This is a genomic window from Calothrix rhizosoleniae SC01 (genome assembly GCF_900185595.1).
Taxonomy (GTDB): domain Bacteria; phylum Cyanobacteriota; class Cyanobacteriia; order Cyanobacteriales; family Nostocaceae; genus Calothrix_A; species Calothrix_A rhizosoleniae.
The window spans coordinates 23,118-43,478 of sequence record NZ_FYBH01000079.1 but is presented as its reverse complement, the minus strand read 5'-3'; the positions used below and the strand labels follow the sequence as shown (position 1 = coordinate 43,478).

Annotated in this window: 15 protein-coding genes; 4 read left to right on the top strand and 11 right to left on the bottom strand. The window is 37.8% G+C overall.

Annotated elements, in window-relative coordinates; all coding sequences use genetic code 11:
• On the top strand, nucleotides 1–3,129 hold a 3,129-nt coding region (locus CALSC_RS26245), incomplete at its 5' end, for a Tc toxin subunit A-related protein (RefSeq protein ID WP_200817568.1).
• A gap of 258 nt (nucleotides 3,130–3,387) precedes the next feature.
• Here the strand turns inward: CALSC_RS26245 and CALSC_RS04770 are convergent.
• On the bottom strand, nucleotides 3,388–4,164 hold the full coding sequence (locus CALSC_RS04770; RefSeq protein WP_088240262.1) for an HAD family hydrolase: 777 nt from the start codon (nucleotides 4,162–4,164) through the stop codon (nucleotides 3,388–3,390).
• 230 nt (nucleotides 4,165–4,394) lie between these two features.
• Between CALSC_RS04770 and rnc the strand changes: the two genes are divergently transcribed.
• A complete protein-coding gene (gene rnc / locus CALSC_RS04765) occupies nucleotides 4,395–5,066 on the top strand; it encodes a ribonuclease III (protein WP_088240261.1) in 672 nt (223 codons plus the stop codon).
• 135 nt (nucleotides 5,067–5,201) lie between these two features.
• Here rnc and CALSC_RS04760 read toward each other — a convergent pair whose 3' ends face one another.
• The 5 genes from CALSC_RS04760 to CALSC_RS04740 all read right to left on the bottom strand — a co-directional run bounded on the left by CALSC_RS04760 (nucleotide 5,202) and on the right by CALSC_RS04740 (nucleotide 10,295).
• On the bottom strand, nucleotides 5,202–5,618 hold the full coding sequence (locus CALSC_RS04760; protein ID WP_088240260.1) for a helix-turn-helix domain-containing protein: 417 nt from the start codon (nucleotides 5,616–5,618) through the stop codon (nucleotides 5,202–5,204).
• Nucleotides 5,619–5,689: 71 nt separating this feature from the next.
• Entirely contained in the window at nucleotides 5,690–6,148 is a 459-nt protein-coding gene (locus CALSC_RS04755; protein ID WP_143288152.1) for an RNA polymerase sigma factor, read from the bottom strand.
• Between the two features lie 990 nt (nucleotides 6,149–7,138).
• Nucleotides 7,139–8,326, bottom strand: a complete 1,188-nt coding sequence (locus CALSC_RS04750; RefSeq protein ID WP_088240258.1) for a TRC40/GET3/ArsA family transport-energizing ATPase — start codon at nucleotides 8,324–8,326, stop codon at nucleotides 7,139–7,141.
• 43 nt (nucleotides 8,327–8,369) lie between these two features.
• A complete protein-coding gene (locus CALSC_RS04745) occupies nucleotides 8,370–8,759 on the bottom strand; it encodes a DUF2358 domain-containing protein (RefSeq protein ID WP_088240257.1) in 390 nt (129 codons plus the stop codon).
• 300 nt (nucleotides 8,760–9,059) lie between these two features.
• Nucleotides 9,060–10,295: a DUF4912 domain-containing protein gene (locus tag CALSC_RS04740; protein ID WP_088240256.1), complete on the bottom strand. Its 1,236-nt coding sequence runs from the start codon at nucleotides 10,293–10,295 to the stop codon at nucleotides 9,060–9,062.
• Nucleotides 10,296–11,053: 758 nt separating this feature from the next.
• Here CALSC_RS04740 and CALSC_RS04735 point away from each other — a divergent pair.
• Complete coding sequence (locus tag CALSC_RS04735) at nucleotides 11,054–11,443, top strand: hypothetical protein (protein WP_088240255.1); 390 nt, start codon at nucleotides 11,054–11,056, stop codon at nucleotides 11,441–11,443.
• Nucleotides 11,444–11,466: 23 nt separating this feature from the next.
• Here the strand turns inward: CALSC_RS04735 and CALSC_RS04730 are convergent, their stop codons facing one another.
• The 4 genes from CALSC_RS04730 to CALSC_RS04715 form a co-directional block, all read right to left on the bottom strand.
• A complete protein-coding gene (locus CALSC_RS04730) occupies nucleotides 11,467–13,245 on the bottom strand; it encodes an ATP-binding protein (RefSeq protein WP_235006679.1) in 1,779 nt (592 codons plus the stop codon).
• A 105-nt stretch (nucleotides 13,246–13,350) separates the two neighbouring features.
• Nucleotides 13,351–13,653, bottom strand: a complete 303-nt coding sequence (locus CALSC_RS04725) for a hypothetical protein (protein WP_088240253.1) — start codon at nucleotides 13,651–13,653, stop codon at nucleotides 13,351–13,353.
• A gap of 6 nt (nucleotides 13,654–13,659) precedes the next feature.
• The gene (locus CALSC_RS04720; protein WP_088240252.1) at nucleotides 13,660–14,517 is read right to left on the bottom strand and encodes a substrate-binding domain-containing protein; all 858 of its coding nucleotides are present in this window, start codon (nucleotides 14,515–14,517) and stop codon (nucleotides 13,660–13,662) included.
• Between the two features lie 302 nt (nucleotides 14,518–14,819).
• Entirely contained in the window at nucleotides 14,820–17,852 is a 3,033-nt protein-coding gene (locus CALSC_RS04715; RefSeq protein WP_088240251.1) for an FAD-binding and (Fe-S)-binding domain-containing protein, read from the bottom strand.
• A 952-nt stretch (nucleotides 17,853–18,804) separates the two neighbouring features.
• Between CALSC_RS04715 and CALSC_RS04710 the strand changes: the two genes are divergently transcribed.
• Nucleotides 18,805–19,161 carry a XisI protein gene (locus CALSC_RS04710; protein WP_088240250.1) on the top strand — a complete coding sequence of 119 codons (357 nt, stop codon included), beginning with the start codon at nucleotides 18,805–18,807 and terminating at the stop codon, nucleotides 19,159–19,161.
• A 6-nt stretch (nucleotides 19,162–19,167) separates the two neighbouring features.
• Here CALSC_RS04710 and CALSC_RS04705 read toward each other — a convergent pair whose 3' ends face one another.
• The gene (locus CALSC_RS04705; protein WP_088240249.1) at nucleotides 19,168–20,259 is read right to left on the bottom strand and encodes a hybrid sensor histidine kinase/response regulator; all 1,092 of its coding nucleotides are present in this window, start codon (nucleotides 20,257–20,259) and stop codon (nucleotides 19,168–19,170) included.
• Nucleotides 20,260–20,361 lie beyond the last annotated feature (102 nt).

Below are 20,361 nucleotides of genomic sequence, written 5' to 3'. Positions count from 1 at the left end.
CTTAATGGAAATAATTTTTTCAACTTTATCGATGAGGATGGTATTTCTGCTTACTCCTTTCAACATGACCAAACAAAAAATATTTTGGGTTTATTGAGGAAGGGAGAAATAAAAAAAATATTTGATTGCCAACCTGAATGTTGTATTGTTCCTCTTTCTGATGATCACTACGGCTCTAATGATGGCATTTCATATCATGAACTAAAACGACCCTATGCTATTTATAATTGGGAGGCTCTTTTTCATTCTGCTGCTTTATTAGCTGATAATTTATCTAAATCTCAACGCTTTGAAGAAGCAATGCAATGGTGGCATTATATTTTTGATCCGATCAATGTCCAGGGAGATATAAAAAATGTCTGGAGATTCTTACCCTTTCAAGAAGAGACAGACTGCAAAAATGTCCTACAAAAAATATTTGATCGCCTCGATCCCAATACTCCAGATGATGAAATTACGGAATGGCGGGAAAAACCATTCCAACCCCACGTTATTGCTAGATCGCGCCCAACTGCTTACATGAAGTGGGTAGTGATGAAATATATTGACAACCTTATCGCTTGGGGTGATTCCTTGTTCCGTCAAGATACAATTGAATCGATTAACCAAGCTACTCAACTGTATATTTTAGCAGGTCATATCCTAGGTCCTCGCCCTGAGATTATTCCTAAACGTGGTAACATCCAGCCAAAATCTTATTTGGACTTAGTAGATGAATGGGATGCCTTTTCTAATGCGATGGTTGATTTGGAATTAATATTTCCCTTTAGCAATCAAATTGAAACACCAACTATTTCTGATGGTGAACCACACTATATAAATATCTACGGCTTTGCTACCACATTGTATTTTTGTATTCCTGATAATCCGAAATTATTAGAATACTGGGATACCGTTGCCGATCGCCTTTTCAAAATTCGTCACTGTCTCAATATTGAAGGCATTTTTAGAAAACTCAACCTATTTGAACCACCAATCGATCCAGCTTTATTGGTACAAGCTGCGGCACAAGGTCTGAGTATTGGTAGTGTACTCAATGACCTCAGTACACCCATGCCCAATTACCGTTTTAATTATCTGCTAGCCAGAGCTTTAGAAGTGACTTCGGAAGTTAAATCTTTGGGAAGTGCATTGTTATCTGCTCTAGAAAAGAAAGATGGGGAAAGTCTTTCACTATTGCGATCGCGCCATGATACCAATATTCAAACATTGATGATGGAAGTGAGGGAAAAACAATTAGAGGAAGCGCAAAAGACAAAAGAAAGTTTAGAAGAAAGTAGAAAATCTCCCGAACATAGATTTGGTTATTTTACAAGTCTAATAGATGGTATTCAACTTCCTCCAGAAAAAGATCAGGAATTTTCACTATTACAAAAACCTATCTCAAAGTTGTCTGAAGATAGGGATCTCTCGGAGCTATCATTGAATACTTATGAAAAAGAGGATTTGGATAAAGCTAGCGAGGCAAAAGACAGGCAAAAAAAAGTTGGAATTGTTGAAACTCTGGCTAGTATTCTTCATATAATTCCTAATCTAAAGATTGACATTGAACCTTTAGGAGTTGGAAGTGGATTTGACTTTGGTGGCCCAATGTTAGGAAATGCGTCTCAAGCTGCTGCTAGAGGTCTCCAAATTGAAGTCAATAAATTGAATTATGAGTCTGGTAGGGCTGGCAAGAAAGCTGGATTTCTACGTCAATTGCAGGATCGAATATATCAAGCAAATCTTGCTGGACTGGAAATCAAGCAAATTGACAAACAAATTACTACTCAAAATATCAGAATTGAACTAGCTCAACTAGAAATTGAAAATCACCAAGTACAAATCGATCAAACAAAAGAAGTCGAAGAATTCATTCGCACAAAATTTTCCAATGAACAACTTTATCAATGGATGAGCGACCAACTTCGGGATTTGTATTATCAAGCTTACTCCTTTGCCTATGACTTAGCTAAGAAAGCAGAAAAAGTTTATCGGTTTGAAATGGGTCTTTCTACTTCAGATTTTGTTAAGTTTGGTTACTGGAATAGTTCTAAAGAAGGGTTTTTGGCTGGTGAGCAACTCTATTTAGCTTTGAAACAGCTAGAAAATGCTTACATCGAAGCCAAGCCACATGATTATGAAATTACTAAACACATTTCCCTTCAACAACTCAATCCCTTGGCTTTGATTCAATTGAAAGAACAAGGTGTATGTGAGTTTAATCTACCAGAAGAAATTTTTGATTTGGACTACCCCGGACATTATAAGCGGCGCATTAAAACTGTTTCTGTTTCTATTCCTTGCGTTGTTGGTCCATATACAAGTCTCAATAGCACTTTACGCTTACTGAAGCACGAATACCGTAATAGTAAAATCGCAACCAATTATCCGAAAAAATTAGATGAGGCAGATGAACGTTTTATTACCAACCCAATTCCCATAACTGCGATCGCGGTAAGCCAGGGACAAAATGATAGCGGTACTTTTGAACTAAATTTTCGGGATGAACGCTATTTGCCTTTTGAAGGTGCAGGAGCTATCAGCAATTGGCGTTTAGAACTGCCTCAGGAATTCCGCCAGTTTGATTATCAGACAATATCAGATGTGATTATACATCTACGCTATACTTCCTGTGAAGGTGGGGAGACACTCAAAACCACTGCACTGGAACATTTGATGAATTATGTTCAAAATGCCTCAGAATTAAGTAAACGGGAAGGATTATTCCGAATGCTGAGTCTTAAGCACGAATTTCCCACTGAATGGCATCGTTTCCTGAACCCACAGCCAGAAGCTGAGAACCAAGTGCTTGTTCTTGGTAACCTAAGAAATCGTCTCCCCTTCTTTGCTAACAATCAGAAGGTAAGCGAACTTGAAATACAAAGTGTTATGCTTTTTGTTCCCGTAGATGGACTCACCGTATCCCTCCTGCACTCCGAACAAGCAGAAAACTTTGATGCTAATAATGCAGATTCTATCGAATTGGGAGCAGGGGCAGCAATCAATCAACTTAAACAATATGTAGCCACTGATTTGTCCGAGGATTTTAATGGTTCCTGGGCTCTGCAAGTTAACCATTCTGAACCCCTCACAGCAGATACGCTAAAAGATGCTTGGTTGGTTATTAAATATCAGCTGAAACTCTAATACCCACATTTCGGGGTATTGCACGAGTAGCTGTCATTTCAGTTATCAGTTATCAGTTATCAGTTATCAGTTACCCCATCGATAAATCGAGGGGCTTGAAACTCAGAAAAAATTTTTGACTCTCCACGGATAAATCCAACAGAGCAGCGCGCAGAAAGGGGGTTTCCCCAATGAGCGACTGCGGGGGGCTTGTATCCAGTCTATTTTTCGGTCATTGGTAAAATTATTTTTAGAAATCACCTTAGTCTAAATTAAAGATTACGAGAAATCCTGGGAAAATTGAGACAAAGAAATTAATTGAATTTGGGGATGATTTTCAGCAGTTTCTCGTTCTTGGGGAGTGTTATATCCCCAATCTGCAAGATAGAGTTGTACCCCTTGTAAGTCTAGTTGCTTGTTGACTAGCTGTAATGTTTTTAGCCTATCCTCCACAAAACATACTGATTCTGGGGCAATTGCATGAGTTGTAATTAATTGTCGTAAAATTTCATATTTAGGACGTTTGACTTCCTTGCCAAAAATCACTTCCTGCTCTAAATTCAAACCTGCCTTCTGTAATAATTTTTGAGCAAAACGCCCTTCTTTAGTCGTGATTATATATACTTTTATCTGGTTAGCGATCGCAGCTTGAATTGTTGCCACTACACCGGGATAAAATTGATGTAAATCTAACCAACCATCTAAATCTGTTGCAATCCATTGATCCCTAATTGTATCCAACGCCACACCAATTTCTGAAGCATTAAGATTATCTGCCTTTATCAACGTTTGGACAATGCTTCCCCAATTTTGATAAATATCATCAGATGCAACTCCCTCCACCAAGGCTTTGATTAAAACAGGCATTTCCCAACCAGTTTCAATAACCGCCCTCAAGGGGTAAAATTTTTGTGCTAATCCTGCTACAGGAGTTATATCTTCTATTTGCCAAACCTGACAATAAGTACGCCAAGCTACAGCAAAATATTCAATCAAACCATCACAAATAACACCATCAAAATCTAAGGCAATAATTTGCGGAGTATTTGGAACCATGTTGGTTTATTCCTGTCAAGAACTAACTCTATCTAGATTAAATCGAATTTAGGCAACTTTAGCAGTTATTCTGGCATCATTATCGCTATTTACTGGCTCTGATCATGAATAAAGGTGAAAATCTGGTTAATTCATGATTTACAGTAGAGAAAATCCTCCCTCCATTCCCTCCATCAGTAATCGCCTTTTTTGCGCTACAGTTATATACGGCAAATTAGTGAGTCTCAAGAATGCACCAACTTCTAAGATTCCATAACCAAGAACTGCTGAATCGCGCCCTTACACATCGCTCCTATGTGAATGAGAATTCCCAGACAAACAAGCATAATGAACGTCTGGAATTTCTTGGTGATGCCTTATTAAATTTTTTGAGTGGAGAATATCTTTACAGTCGTTATCCAGACAAAGAAGAAGATGAACTTACAAGGATGCGTTCTGCACTAGTAGATGAAGTGCAATTAGCTAAATTTGCGATTGATGTTGGTGTACCTGAAAAAATGTTGTTAGGTAAGGGTGCAATTTTGGAAGGAGGTTATCAAAATTCAAATTTACTAAGTAGTACTTTTGAAGCCTTAGTTGGAGCTTACTATCTCGACAATAATGCAGATATTGAAGCAATTAAAATTATTATCCATCCACTATTTGATTCCGTATCTGAAAATATTGTTGCATCCCGTTCTAATTTGGATGTCAAGAATCAATTCCAGGAGTGGGTACAACATCACATTTCTCATACCCCACCAAAATATGTCACATTGCAGGTAGGTGGCTTATCTCATAAGCCAGTTTTTTTAGCCAAAGTTTTGGTAAATGGTAAAAAGTTTGGAGAAGGTAGAGGAACCAACAAAAAGGAAGCTGAAAAAGCCGCAGCGCAAGATGCTTTAGAAAAAATTAAAAATTAATGGGACTTACACAGGGATAACCTAAGTAAAGTCATGACGACGCAATCAAGCAATCCCCAAAACTTGATTTATCCTCACAAGTGTGTAAGTCCGAATAAATACAGAAAAATCAATTATTAAGACTTAGATCCGTAGTTAAGCACTTAAGCGTTCGATTAAAGTATTTGATTGATTCATCTCTATCATATTGGTTCTATGATTATTGTGATTATGATTCAAGTTCAGCTTTTTGATTATCCGCCCCATAGTTGCTCGACTAATTCTTACTTCTATCATCAATTCTAATTTTTGACATAATTGCATCAAAGTTAAATCTTGATTTTCTTCTACTAACTGAGCCAGTAGTTTTATCTGTTCTTGATTCAATTTTGATGATTGACCACCACCATGAGGTCTGGGGTCTACTGTACCGTTATTACGATACCTCTTCAATAAATTCTGGAGAAAGCTCAAACTGACACCAAATCTTTGAGCTATCTGTCTCTGGGAACCTTCTTGATTATGGTAAGCGTCTATTATTTTTTGCCGGAAGTCTCGAGAATAAGCTTTCATAGTATTTTCCGTGAATGATCAATACTCTTAAATACAATGGTGGTTAATATTTTTTCCGCCAATTTTTACTACTACCCAGAGGAAAGACAATGCCAGCGAAAATAAACGAACCTCTCCCACTGGCTACAAGCAAGAATTGTCTGGCAAGGTAGCCAGGTATAAAAATATTGTGATTGTATTGATTTTGTATGTCTATCTACTAAATCAAGACTCTCTATACACTGGGTTATTTGTTTGCGTTCTTGATATATTTCCATACAGATATTATTGGTTATGCGACTCAACCATGCTTGTAGATTAGTTATTTTGTCTGCTACATCGGGTAGTTGATGCCAAACTCTGAACATTACCTGATTAAAAGCGTATTCCGTATCATCATAATTACTTTTCATTAGAGCATGACAGCAATAATAAATCTGTTGTTGATATGGTATCCATAACTGCCAAAATGCTGTGCGTTTCCCTCGTGCAAGGCACATTAAAAGAATCTTTTCTTCCATATCATCAATTGACTTTTTCCGTTTCGTCAATTGCTTTTTCCAAGAGCAGTAATAGATATGATTGAGGGTAATTCGCATATTAGTTAGACGACTTGAATATTATATAGATTAAGTTTTCAGTAAGTCATAAATAACTTTCAGCAACTTATAGTTAAGTTACTGGCTAATAAATATTGAAATTCCAGTAATATCACACACTATTTCATGCATTCTGGTGGAGCCAGTTCATCATGGCTAATTAGTTTATGTTGACGTAAGCTAAGGGAAGCAATTAATTAGCGAAAGTTGGAAAAGGACATGGATAATAAGAAATAGGCGACAATCAGCTTACCGATAATTTATCAATAAGCAAACACTTATAAAGATATATTGATTTTTATATATCAGAGCTTAAATATAGTTTTAACTGTTACAGTCACATACGCAACCTAAGTTTAGGGTTTTAAGAGCGAAGTTTAGATAATAACCATCTATTAACAACCATCATTGTATAGATTAGAGCTATGTATATTTTGTCAATACCTCTAAAGAATTAAAATAATCATTAATATAGAAAAACCAGAACACACTAGTAAGTAGCGGCGTAAAAAATTATCGTTTGGATAAGGCAGGGGGCAGGTAAGCCACTGCATTGCCCAGGTTAAGCGCGTTGTAGCAAGTGGCGCAATCCGGAGGAGAGCAGGAGAAAAAGGGTTTTAGGCTTATTTACTTTTCTTCACATAGCTCGATTTTATTGTGCCGAATTACTTACCTGTGAATAAAAATAGAAAAATTTTGGATAAAATGGAACTACGTGCAAGTAATAAGTAATAAATAATAAGTTTACTGCCCATAAGTTTGGGCTTTCAAAAATGTCCGCGCCCTAATTGCGTAGTGCCATATAACAATATAGTTTATTATTGAGCAGTATAAATATTTAGCTAGCATTAGAGATAAAGCAATCTGTAATATTAAATAATGCTGTGATTGAACAATATCTAAATCCCCTATTTTCTCAATAGGGGAAATAGAAGTAATAATCTAAGCCTTCACAACTTCAGCAAAACGGATTTTCAAATAATCTTCCTCCATTTTTGCTCCAGCAGGTTGCAGAGCAGCTAAAGCTTGCGGCAACACTAAATTTCGACGATGATTACCAATTCTAATATTTAGCTCATCGCTATTCTTGCTTAATTGAATTTGATTTTTAGGAATCCCAGGTAAATATAGTTCCAAACTATATTGATTTTGCTCTTGAACGACACGAATTGTATTTTCTTGGTAGTATACCTGAGCCGGATCTTCATCTTTGTAGAGCGTATCTTTCAATCTTTCTAGAGCTTCCATCCCACACATCTCTTGAGAAAATAGTGGTACTTCCTTTACAGGTAAGGGATGGAAGTTATCATGAATTTCCTGACGATATTGCTTTTGATTCTCCTTCCACTTCTGGAAAAATTGATCTTCAACTTCATCAGGAATAATGCGATTAGCTACAACTAAATCTGTAGAAACATTATATAAGCTCAGATAAGCATGAGCCCGCAGGGACTCTTTAATTACCATCTTTTCTGGGTTGGCAATTAAGCGTACAGAGGTCTTACTATTGTCTGTGAGAACTTTTTCCAGAGCTTCAATTTGTTCGTAAAATTCATAAGGAGCATCCATTACTTCTTTATCTGGCAAGGAAAAGCCAGCAATAGGTTTAAATAATGGCTCTACTAAGGGTCTCAGGGCAACTGATATATTTTGGAAAGGTTTGTAGAAGCGGCGCATATACCAACCACCAACCTCTGGCAAACTCAGCAATCTTAATGCAGTACCCGTAGGAGCAGAGTCAATAATTAGAACGTCAAAATCCCCCTCATCATAGTGGCGTTTCATTCTTACCAAGCCAAAAATCTCATCCATGCCCGGTAGAATTGCCAATTCTTCCGCCTGTACTCCCTCTAAACCTCGCGCCTGCAAAACCTGGGTAATATAACGTTTTACACTGCCCCAGTTGCCTTCCAACTCCATTAAGGCATCCAATTCTGCACCCCATAGATAAGGACGGATTTGCTGGGGTTCATGCCCCATTTCCATGTCAAAGCTATCTGCAAGGGAGTGAGCAGGATCCGTGCTCAAAACTAAGGTACGATAACCTAGCTCTGCACAACGCAGTCCAGTGGCAGCAGCAACAGAAGTTTTCCCTACTCCGCCTTTACCAGTCATTAAAATTACACGCATGGATGGTTCTATACCTGCTCATAATTGTTCATATTTATTTACATTATCGACCCTTACCAGCAAATAAGTGCTGTTTGAGTACATATAGGGGGGAACAATGCCAATAATCAACATGGGAAACTATTAAATTTTGGGGATTGAGACGTAATTCACTCCAACCAGAAATAGAGATGCGGGGTTTCCAAGGTAGGGGAGTATTCCAACTCAGAGTCCATTCAGTTTTAATTGTTTTGTCCTGCTGCTGAATGTCATGGACATCCATCTTAGGGTCTAAAAACCACTTCTGGATGAAGTGAATCATTTTTTTGTAACGTTTAATGCCACGAAATTTAGTTAGGGGATCTTGAAAATACACATCTTCTGCATAAATATCATAAGTTTGATTCGTGGGAAATCTTTGATAGTCTTGTTTAAGTATTTCAACAATTGACATCATCAAAACTAAAAATTATTATCTTTTTCCTATACCTATAGTAATCCTAAATTACCAGCCCTGGAGGCAGACTATGGCAACATGAAAAATTAGATCCCCAACTTTAATCAGTCAGGGATCTAAACATCACTAATTTTAGAATATTTACAAATAGGTAAATTGATCAGATATAGTGCAACTCATATAAGTTAAGACATTAGTAAATTTATTACTTATTACTTATAAAAAAAGCCACAGTCAAACTGTGGCAAGGATGTTGATTTATATACTGATCTTATCTGTTATTTCAATGCCAGTATTTTAAGAAAGCCATTCTAAAGTAGCCTCGTCTTTTGTATTGGTATTGCGTGATGGTGTCTCACGTTCAAAATTCATATGGATAGAGCGGGTTTGCTCGCCATCAGCAGCTACAGCCATAATTGGGTAGTCAATTACACCATCCTGGAAGGACATCTGGAAGCGGAATGTACCATCTGGATTTAGCTTAATTGGACGACCACCAATGGTAACGGTAGCATCGGGCTCTGTAGCTCCATAAACAATTAATTCAGCATCAGCAATTAACCAGAACTGACGGGGACGTATGGGTGGTGCGGAAGCAGAAAAACCAACTCCGGACATACCCACACCAGACATATTAATACCTGATGCAGTAGGAATTGACCACATACCAACGCCAGAGGGGAAGACGTAAGAGCTGATGGCTTGTTCTGGCTGCATGGAGCCGGGAACATGGTGCATGGAACCAAACATAGAACCAGCAACTCGCATAGCTTCAGCAGACTCTGCCATGCCAAAGATTTGATCGTAGATGGCATTCCCACCAGCTGTAACCATTTTCTTCGCAGGAGGAACCAAGTTGTAAACAGTTTTACCCTGTAAATCTTGGTCAAAGTCGATGTTGACAAAAATATCTTCAATCCAGTCGGAAGGGTATACAGGAGGAACGTGTACCCGTGCAGAACGTGCTAAAATTAACCAACGACCATCAGCACAACGGTAGCCAATATCAATGACATAATCGCGATCGCTCACTGGAATTGGTAAGTACCATTCCCGAGCTAGTTCATCAGAAGGATATTCTTGAAGGCTATGGGGACTTTGGGTATCAATGTTGATGTCGGTAACGTCGTAAATTCTCAGTGCTAGCTGTTGTCCGCCCTGCCTACGTAACTCTTCTTTATGGTCATTAGGAATGTCCCAATATGTATAAGCCCATTGAGGATCCCGAGGCATGAGAACAATGCGACTTTCACCATAACCAGCAGGTAGATCCGCTAATCCGGCATCGACATCAGCGAGGACTTCACCATTTCTATCTTCTTGCCCTAACTCAAATTTTGCTGCTTCCACGGTTTCCTGTGCCTCCATTGACTGAGATTGATTGAGAGTATGTTTACTACGCTCGATGTCTTGAATCGCTGCGAGTAATTGTGATTTACGCATCCGACTGTAACGAGAGATGCCATATTCACTGGCGACTTTGCGAAGTTGACGCAATGTCATTTCTTCTATAGGTGGACGTTCTTTTGCCATAATTTTGGCCTCCGTTTAATTTGAAAGGTAAAGGATATCCCCTAAATAGAGAATGACTGTGAAATATCCATACATTACATAATGAACTGTTATTTAAACGAGTCATTCTTGGTTTTACTTAGTTTTTTTAGTTTTCAATGTGTTTTTTATTTCTGCACAATCCCTTTCAATCTCCTAAAATCCTGAAGTCAGCATTTTTTGGAGCGGAGGATTCTGTTGCTGTTAATGAATATTAACAACTAAATTAAGTCTGGGATCAAGGGGTTAATCTAGTGATTTTTGGTACTTCTACGAAAATATCAATGATTGCGGGATCAATATGTCATGGTTTCATCATATAACTACCAACATAAGAATAGGTTGTGTAGGCGATAATGGGTACTTATGTCAAGAATTGATGACACAGTTATGAGCAAAATATATGAACTCCTATCTGAGCATTGCTGACTTCTAAGTTTGATGAGAAGAAGCACGGAGAATGCAGTTTTTCCCCTGCTGTAGAGCCTAGAGCATCAATTCAGTAATCGAGAGCAATCATCAATCCTGAGTGTGGGGAGAATAAAGAAGTAATAAGCTTTTTGCCTTCCCTTCTTTCCCTCTTTCCCTCTTTCCCTCTTGCTCCCTACTCCCTACTCCCTACTCCCTACTCCCTACTCCCTGCTCCCCTGCCTCTTTGTAACCAATAGCCAAATTATTTGGGCACTTATGGACAGTAAAATCAGTCACAGCTAATTATCAGAAATAAATGGGAATAAATGATGAAAACAACAGTTATTCTGAAAGCTGCGATCGTATCTGTGGGATTATTATTTTTACATGCTCCCCAACGTGCTGATGCTCAAATCGTTCCCAGACCTTGGGTTTCCGTCGGTTCACAGGAAGGTGATGTTACTTATGCAGTAGGTGCAAGAGCCTTGGGAGTAGGGGCTGAGTTGGGAGCGGGGCCTGACGGTTCGGTGGGTGTAGACTTGTTGAAATTTATCAACCTACCTGTATTATCACCATATTTAGGAGTTGGATATTATACGGAAGATAAAGGTGTTGCCGTATCTGGTGGGGTGCAAGTCAGTGCTACTGATAACCTATTTGTGGGAGTAGGTTATAACTCTATTCGAGGAATTAATGGTCAGCTAGGGATTAAATTTTAAATACAATTAATTGAAATAACTTTTTATATATTGGCAATGGCAGCTTGGTTTATGCTGTTGCTATCGGATTTTAGCTGATTGATGGGAATTTCAATGATAAATTCTGCTCCTTGCCCATAAGTAGAGTGACAAGATAATTTACCACCATGATTGTCTACTACAATTTGGTAGCTAACTGATAATCCTAAACCAGTTCCTTTACCAACTTCTTTGGTAGTAAAGAAAGGGTCGAATAATTTCGGTAAAATATCTTGAGGAATACCAGCACCATTATCAGCTATCTTAATTTTTATCCAATTTTCATCAATTATTTCTGTGGTGATATGAATACAACTAGGATTTAGTTTAATTTTTTCAATTGTGCGTTTTTGGTTATAGTCTTGTAATGAATCAATGGCATTCATCAGAATATTCATTAATACTTGATTGAGTTGACTGGGGTAACACTCAACTAAGGGTAGATAACTATATTTTTTAATAATTTTAATTTCTGGATATTTATTTTCTGACTGTAAACGACTGTGTAAAATTAGCAAAGTACTATCAATACCTTCATGAATATCAACTTTTTTACAATCAGATTCATCCAAACGGGAAAAATTACGCAGAGACAAGACTATTTGACTAATGCGCTGAGAGCCATTTTGCATTGATTGAAATATTTTTTCGGAGTCTGATTTGAGATAATCAAGGTCAATAGTTTCAATTTCGTCTTCAATTTCTTCTGGTGGTTCGGGATAGTACTGTTGGTAAAGCTCTATCAAATTCAATAAATCTTGAATATATCCTTTGGCATGTTGGAGATTGCCGTGAATAAAGGTGACTGGATTATTTATTTCATGGGCAATACCTGCAACCATTTGACCTAAACTAGACATCTTTTCACTTTGAATCATCTGAGTTTGGGTACGTTGTAATTCTTGCAGTGTTTGTTGTAAATATATATTGTTATCGCTTAATTCTTGAGTTCTTTTTTCTACCTTTTGTTCTAAATTTTGGTTATATAAATCTAATTGCTGATAAGCTTCCTCTTGTCCTAGCCAGAACAAATATATCTGTTCTGCCATGTCGTTAAAGCTTTGAGCTAAGGTACTAATTTCATCATTCCCAACCAAATTAATGCGGGTACTCATATCCCCAATGGCTAATTTCTTAGTTGCAGCTGTCAAATCCATAATACGACGAGTTACTAAGTCAATGACTTTCGTAACGACAAGACTAAAGACAACGGCTCCTGATAAGGAAAAAACTATAATACACAGCCATAATTTCTTCTGAGTCTCTTCTAAGGGTGCAACAGGATTGAGTAGGACTATTTTAGCTGTGGTAGTATTAAATCCTGTAATTTGCATAGATTTGGCAATAAATCTTTCACCTGCAATAGTAACTTTTGTCGGTGGTGCTACTATCTCTGGAGGTTGCCAATCATCAGTTTTAGCTGTCTTTAGGGTGGATGCAGTGGCTTGATTATTTTGGAAAGTGACTAGATGTGTCTTTGCACGAGCACGAATTTGAGTCATTACTGACTCACTAATTTCCTGACCAACAATTACTCCCCCTAGAATTTCTTGGGTAGATTTGACTGAGGTTAAACCCACTAGGAGTGAAGATTTTTTGTTTTTTGCTGCAATAATATCAAATAAATCCATGCCAATACTTGCAGCTTCATTAACAGCTGAATCCCTAAACTGAACATGGGCTAGTTCTTTTTGACGTACTTCTGCCAATACCTCACCTTTTTTGTCAATCACTTTAATCAAATCCAGTTGTAAGGATTCTTTGAGGGGTAAGTAAGTCGGCACAATAAAACCAAACTATGTGGAGAAAAGTAAATAAGGCTAAAACCCTTTTTCCCCCTGCTCCCTGCCCCCTGCCCCCTGTCTTATCCAAACGATAATTTTTTACGCCTACCTACTTAAGAGGCTACGCAGTAATGCTATTTTGTTTTTGTTAGCAACTAATTGGGAAATTTCCTGAGAATCTGCTACCCACCTAGCTTTGAGAAGCAGTAATTGTTTTTCATGGTGAAAAGCGTGCATTACTAAGGAAGAAACATCCTCAGTTTCAGCTTTCAGCTTTGCTTCTAAACGCTGGCTGAAAAAATAGCCAAAACTGACTGTTCCTACACTCCAAATGCCGAGAAAAGTAAAAAGTAAGGGTAACAGTATTTTAGCTTTTAAAGATAATTGTGAGTATTTACTCAAAAGCATAGGATTTTATTTTTGAGTGGATGGTGTAAAGGCTGACTGGCGTAAAACGTTACTACCTTCGTTACTAAAGGCAAAATCGAAAAATCCTTGGGTAGTTGCTGAAGATTTTTTACTCCTGACAACACCTATATGGCGTACCATCTTATATTTCCCGGCTTCTACATTAGCGGGGGTAGGCTCTACACTATTTAAGCTGAGGCGATTGACTGGTAATTTATTGGAAATGGCATAAGCTAGGGAAAACGCACCAATACTGTAAGGTGTATTTTGTACCGCGTTGATTAACTCCGGTTCCTGACGCATAATCACTGCTGCTGGTGAATTCTTGAGTTCCTTACCCAAGTAATATTGGCGCAACAGTCTCTTACCCGATTCATCCTCAGGACGATCTAATAGTACAATTTTTGCATCTGGTCCACCAAATTTTTGCCAATTGGTGACTTTACCACTGTAAATTGCTTTGAGTTGGGAAGTTTTTAAGTTGGTTACTCCCTTGACGCTGGGGTGAGTTGCTACTACCAAGGCATCTTTGGCTACTTCTCGATATACTATGGAGCCATCATCTTCTTTTGCTTTAAGTTTTCGGCTCACAGTGCCAATTTCCACTATTCCTTTTTTTACACCAATGATACCAGCAGAAGATTGGCTTTTAGGTAAAAAATTTATTTTAATGCCACTGCTTTTATTTTCATAAGCTTTAGCTAATACCTGTATTGCGTTATAGGTACTACCTGAGCCATTAACTTTTATTTCTTGCTTTGTCTTAACTTCAGCTTGGGTAGCTGTGTTAAAAGTAGAGCAACCAGTAATTCCTGTTAAGTAAGTTCCAATAGTTAATGCTGTAAATATAATGTTTCTGTTCATATAAAGAGGCTGGAGATGTGGAACTATAGATACAAAACACCTGCACCCGTTCAAATTTGATACGAGCTAAGAGGGTTGAAGTTATCTAAAGGTAATATCTACATAGTTCCCAAATAAATAGTCAAAATTTAATTATTAAGCACCTAATCGCAAAATCGCCCACTTTATAACAAAAATGGCAGCTCTCACTATTTAAAGTACAACTAAATCTGGATTTATTCGTTTTACTCTATGGTTTATTAATCCTTTAAGAGTATTGCACTCAATTGTAAACTGCTATATGTGCAATTTGCTTGTTGGTGTTAATTATTGCTAAAAATACACTTTGACCCCTGCTCCCTACTCCCTGCTCCCCTGCTTCTTCCTGACAAAACCTGTATGGGATGTAAAGGAGTCCATCCTGCAAACCGCTTCAATTGGGAACGACAGGAGTATCCCGTGGCTAAAATATACTGTCTCTCCTCTGGATTCGATGGTAGATGTTTTGCCCAACTTAATTGGTAAATATCCTTAGAAGTGTCATAATGTTCTGCTTCGTGTCCGTAAATACCTGCCATTCCACAGCAACCAACTGATACCGGAATTAATTCTAATCCAAATGCCTGGAATATTTTCTGCCATTGCTTGCCAGATTCGAGTACAGAAGTTTTTTCTGTACAATGTCCGTATAAATAATAGGTTTTATTTGTGGTAACTGAAGATAATTTAACAGGTACTTTGTTAAGAAACTCTTGTAACAAGTAAATCTGGGGAATTTCTACATCAAGGACATATTTGCGATACTCATCCCGATAGGTAAGAGTGATACTTGGTTCAATTCCCACGATGGGGATTCCCAGTTTTCCTAATTGCTGGAGATAATGGGCATTTCCCAGAGCGATTGCTCGAAATTTGTCCAGAAAACCTTGAAGATGGAGGAGCTTACCGTTGGGGAAAAATGGAGCTACATGTACTGAGTATCCTAAGCTTGTTAAAAATGCGTAAGTATCTATTACTATTTGGCTATCGTAGAAGCTTGTAAAAGCATCTTGGAGTAAAATTATACTTCTTTGTCGTGCTGACTCATCTAAGGCTGATAATTCAGTTAAATCAAACTCTGATGCATTTAATTCTAATAGTCCCTGTTTAATTGTGTATTCACTCGCCCCAGGAATATCTACCAGAGCGAAAAAATGCTGAGTAAACCAACGTGAGAGGGGGTTTAAGGTAATAAAATTAGTTAATCTGGGCAAGTAGGATTGCCATTGAGCGATCGCTTCTATATCGGCAATTAAATAATCCCGCCAATGTCGTAGATAGCGGCTGTGGTAAAGTTCCAGAAACTGGGACTTCATTTCGGGAATATTCACATGGATTGGACATTGGGTAGCACAGGCTTTACAGCTAAGACAGCCATGCATTCCTGCATATACATCATGGGAATAATCTTCAACTCCCGTAAAACTTTGCCAACTATTCCATAACTTGACAAGAATATTTGACTGGGTAATTTGGCGTTCTGGGTTTAAACTTAATTGTCGCAACCATTCCCTTAACAAACTAGCTCGTCCTTTAGGAGAATGAATGCGGTTATTCATTCCTTTATAGGAAGGACACATGACATCGTCGCCATGAAAATTAAAGCAAGCACCATTACCATTACAATTAAATGCCGTTTGATATGCTTGTTGCAGTAATGGACTGACTTGACGGTCAAAATGTCCCCTTAATGGTGCTTCTAATTGTACAACTTCCGCCTCACTGTTGAAAGGAGTGACAATTTTCCCAGGATTTAATTTATTATGGGGGTCAAATGCTGCCTTGATGCGACGTAAATCTTCATATAGCTCCTCTCCAAAGAACAAGGGAGTATATTCACTCCGAAAACCCTTACCATGTTCTCCCCACATCACACCTCCATATTTGCGTACCAAAGCCACCACTTTATCTGATAATTCTCTAATTAGTGCTTCATCCTCCGGTACTTTCATATCCAAAGCCGGACGAACGTGCAGACAACCAACATCAACATGACCATACATGGCATAATCAAGTTGGTATGCCGTGAGTAAAGCTTTCAGTTCTGGGATATAACTAGCTAAACAAGCAGGAGGTACAGCAGTATCTTCGATAAAAGCAATTGGCTTACGTCTTCCTGATTGATTTCCCAGCAAACCCACACCTTTCTTGCGTAACTCCCACAGCCGGGAAATTTCTGTTTCTTGAGTGGCTAAATAATACCCTGTCGCTGGTGCTAGATTTTCCCACACTCGATTAACTTTCTCTTCTATCTCTGCATCAGTATCGGCGACAAACTCCACCAAATTTATTGCTTGTGCATCGCCAATAAAATCTTTGACGTAATAGTAAATCTCATCTTGTTGAGCTAAAGCTAAAATCTTCTCATCTATAGTCTCTATCGCCCCAGGTGCTGATGCTAATAAAGTTGAGGCTGCTTGGAGAGCATCATCAAAACAATTGTAATGTAGAGCCAACAATTGTTTAAATTGGGGGATTTTAGTTAACTTTAACTTCGCTTCTGTAATTACAGCCAAGGTTCCCTCAGAACCCGCCAAAATCCAATTTAAATTAAAAGTATCCTCATCCGAGGAATATACCTTTGCCAAATTGTAACCAGTCATAAACCGAGCCATCTTAGGGAAAATATCTGCAATCAAATCTCCCTTAGAGGTGACAATATCATCCACCTGGCGGTAAATTTTGCCCAAACTATCAGAACCTTGCTTCAGTTGGGATAAACTAGCGGAATTTAGAGATTGCGATCGCCCCATCGTCCCATCTGCTAAAATCCAAGTTAACTCTATAATGTGGCTACTGGTACGCCCATAAATTCTCGAACCCTTACCACAGCCATCCGTATTTATCATCCCTCCAATAGTAGCCCGGTTACTGGGTGCAACATTCGGTGCAAAAAACACCCCATAAGGTTTTAAATAGATATTTAATTGGTCTAAAATTACCCCTGGCTGTACCCTCACCCAACCTGCTTCCAGATTTAATTCTAAAATCTGATTCATATACTTAGAACAATCAATCACAATCCCTGTAGATAGGGATTGACCATTTGTACCTGTTCCTCCACCCCTAGGAGAAAAATTAATATTGGCAAACTCTGGTTTTTCAGATAATTGAAATATATATCTTAAATCTTCTTGAGTACGAGGAAATACTACTGCTTGGGGTAATATTTGATAAATACTATTATCTGTAGCAGCGATTAACCGACTAACAAAGTCCCCGCGAATTTCTCCTGTAAACGGTGTTTTTGCCAATTGCTGTAAAAAATTGACTATGTTTGGTTGAGCAGTACTCTGGAGACTTAAGCGAGGAATCATCTGCAATTAATTAAGTAATAAGTGAGCCATTGCGGTGAACAGTAAGCCATTGTGGTGGACGGGTAACCCGGCATCAAGTCAATGGCGTTGACGCAGTCTCTCTGTTCGGCTTTGCCGTGCCCGAAGGGCTTAGGAGAACTCCGAAGGATTAATAAGTTTACTCCTCATAGGTTTGGGTCTTCAACAATGTCTTAATCTATATGGGTAATGCTAAGTAAGTCGGCACAATAAAACCAAACTATGTGAAGAATAGTAAATAAGCCTAAAACCCTTGTTCCCCCTGCTCCCTGCTCCCTGCCCCCTGCCTTATCCAAACGATAATTTTTTACGCCAACCTACTTATATCCCTCTTTAGTAATACCAATTCAAATAATTTTTGCGACCCATACATTTTTCGTCAGGGCACGGCATCCATAATCTTTTGGTATATAAAATTATATTACTGGTGCCGTACCCCTACCCATCAGTCCCATTCTTTTTTCAAAATTGTATAACTATTCATGCACAACAATTAACACCTGGAAATAAATTTCCTAGAACTATTATTACAATATGTATATTTACTTAATTAATATATGAGAAAGTATTACGAGATACAAATTAAATGATGTCAGAAAATCTTGACCTGATGGGCAAATTTTACAACCCCATATTTCCCTTAATTACAGGATTTATCAAGCATTACATTCAATAATTAAGTCGAAAAAAGCGAAGTAAAAAACATGTATCTTCCTATATGTAGATGTCATTATTCAGCAATGCCAGGTTATACTACTTAGGCATTACCTTACACAAGGTATCCACATAAAGCAGTGTTTCTATGACTCACCAGACGGCAATCTCAACTAAAAATGTATTTGTCATAAATAACTAAACTTGTCAGTAATGTAGTTAGCCCCTGTTTACATCAAGAGAGTTCTTATTGTCATTCAATAGAGGAGGTCATTGTCTCGTGGATTCTGTTAAAGCTAATTATCGCTATGTTGTGGAACAAGTATTGAAAGACTACGCTGATTTTTTGGGTAATGATGAGATGGTACAAGTAGAACACATTTTTGATCGAGAACGCGATCGCTATTTATTAGTAGAAACTGGGTGGAATGATGGCGATCGCATTTATGGTACATTGCTACATATTGATATTATCGGTGATCAGCTTTGGGTGCAACAAGATCGAACAGAGGAAGGTGTAGAAGATGAGTTGATGGATGCGGGCATTGATAAGGATTGTATCGTTTTAGGTTTTCAGCCATTAGAACAGGCTCAGAAAAAAGAATTAGCTATTTCATTCAGAAGGTGCAAAGTATAAAGTTTCCTACACGCAAGGCAATAATACTTTCATAATGGTTTTTTCCTTTGGCTGACTGTGGATTTTAAATTTTCCACCGTGCAATTCAGCCAAACTTTTGACAATAATTAAACCTAAACCCATGCCTTGCTGTTCGTAGATTTGACGTTCAAATTGACGGTATGCACCCAATTCAGTAATTTGTTCTACTGTCATACCTCTGCCATAGTCAGTAATAGATAAAGTAAATATATTATTACTAGAATTACTAAATAGCTCTATAGGCGTTCCTGGCGGAGAAAATTTTAAAGCATTATCAATTAATTCCTCAATAATATTATTGAGTCTTTTTTCAGATATTTTGACTTTGTTTTTTTGGAAAGATAATTTTAAATCTGCTTCTCGTCCTGCTTTTTGAGACTTTTCATTAATTATGTCAATGAATGACATTGTTGGAAATATAGTTTCCTGACTTTGCAAGCTTTTTATCCGTTCTTCGTCTGTAGCGGCTATTTCCAATTCTGCATATAGTAAAAATTTCTGAATTAAGCTAAATAAACGTTCGCCTGATTGATAAATTCCAGTAGCCATTTCATGGATCTCTTGCGCATGTAAGATATTAGAGTCATCTATCATTAATTTTGAGTAACCGAGAATACCGTTTAATGGAGTCCTCATTTCGTGGGGAAGTGAGAGAGTAATACTACTACGTAGTTCATTTAGCTTCTTGTGATATCGCTGATTAATAGTTACTTGTTTTTCTAATCTAGAATCAATAGCTTCGAGCAATTCTTTCCTTGTAAATGGCTTTGCTATATAATCATCTGCTCCCAACACCATTCCTTGACGTAAGTCATTTTTTGCCGATTTAGCAGTGAGAAAAATAAACGGAATAGTCGCTGTAAGAGAATCTTCCCGTAATCTTTTTAAGACATCATAACCATCTAAATCTGGCATCATCACATCACAAATAATCAGATTGGGGATGTGTTTCTGGGATAATTGTAAACCGATGGTACCATTAGCAGCTGCGATAACCTGAAAATTTTCATTTTCTAGTAACTCAACAATATTTTCTCTGACATTATTGTCATCTTCAATGACTAGAATTATATTCATACTCTGCGAATCTTAATTTATAATATTTCCCATCAAATAATCAATACACTACAAGAAATTTGAAGGAGGCAGTCCCGATGAAAAAATTTCACCACCAAGGAT

Excerpts from the sequence above, each read along its gene's own strand:
- CALSC_RS04770 (WP_088240262.1), bottom strand. The coding sequence starts at position 4,164 with ATGGTTCCAAATACTCCGCAAATTATTGCCTTAGATTTTGATGGTGTT.
- rnc (WP_088240261.1), top strand. The coding sequence starts at position 4,395 with ATGCACCAACTTCTAAGATTCCATAACCAAGAACTGCTGAATCGCGCC.
- CALSC_RS04760 (WP_088240260.1), bottom strand. The coding sequence starts at position 5,618 with ATGAAAGCTTATTCTCGAGACTTCCGGCAAAAAATAATAGACGCTTAC.
- CALSC_RS04750 (WP_088240258.1), bottom strand. The coding sequence starts at position 8,326 with ATGCGTGTAATTTTAATGACTGGTAAAGGCGGAGTAGGGAAAACTTCT.
- CALSC_RS04745 (WP_088240257.1), bottom strand. The coding sequence starts at position 8,759 with ATGTCAATTGTTGAAATACTTAAACAAGACTATCAAAGATTTCCCACG.
- CALSC_RS04740 (WP_088240256.1), bottom strand. The coding sequence starts at position 10,295 with ATGGCAAAAGAACGTCCACCTATAGAAGAAATGACATTGCGTCAACTT.
- CALSC_RS04735 (WP_088240255.1), top strand. The coding sequence starts at position 11,054 with ATGAAAACAACAGTTATTCTGAAAGCTGCGATCGTATCTGTGGGATTA.
- CALSC_RS04725 (WP_088240253.1), bottom strand. The coding sequence starts at position 13,653 with ATGCTTTTGAGTAAATACTCACAATTATCTTTAAAAGCTAAAATACTG.
- CALSC_RS04720 (WP_088240252.1), bottom strand. The coding sequence starts at position 14,517 with ATGAACAGAAACATTATATTTACAGCATTAACTATTGGAACTTACTTA.
- CALSC_RS04715 (WP_088240251.1), bottom strand. The coding sequence starts at position 17,852 with ATGATTCCTCGCTTAAGTCTCCAGAGTACTGCTCAACCAAACATAGTC.
- CALSC_RS04705 (WP_088240249.1), bottom strand. The coding sequence starts at position 20,259 with ATGAATATAATTCTAGTCATTGAAGATGACAATAATGTCAGAGAAAAT.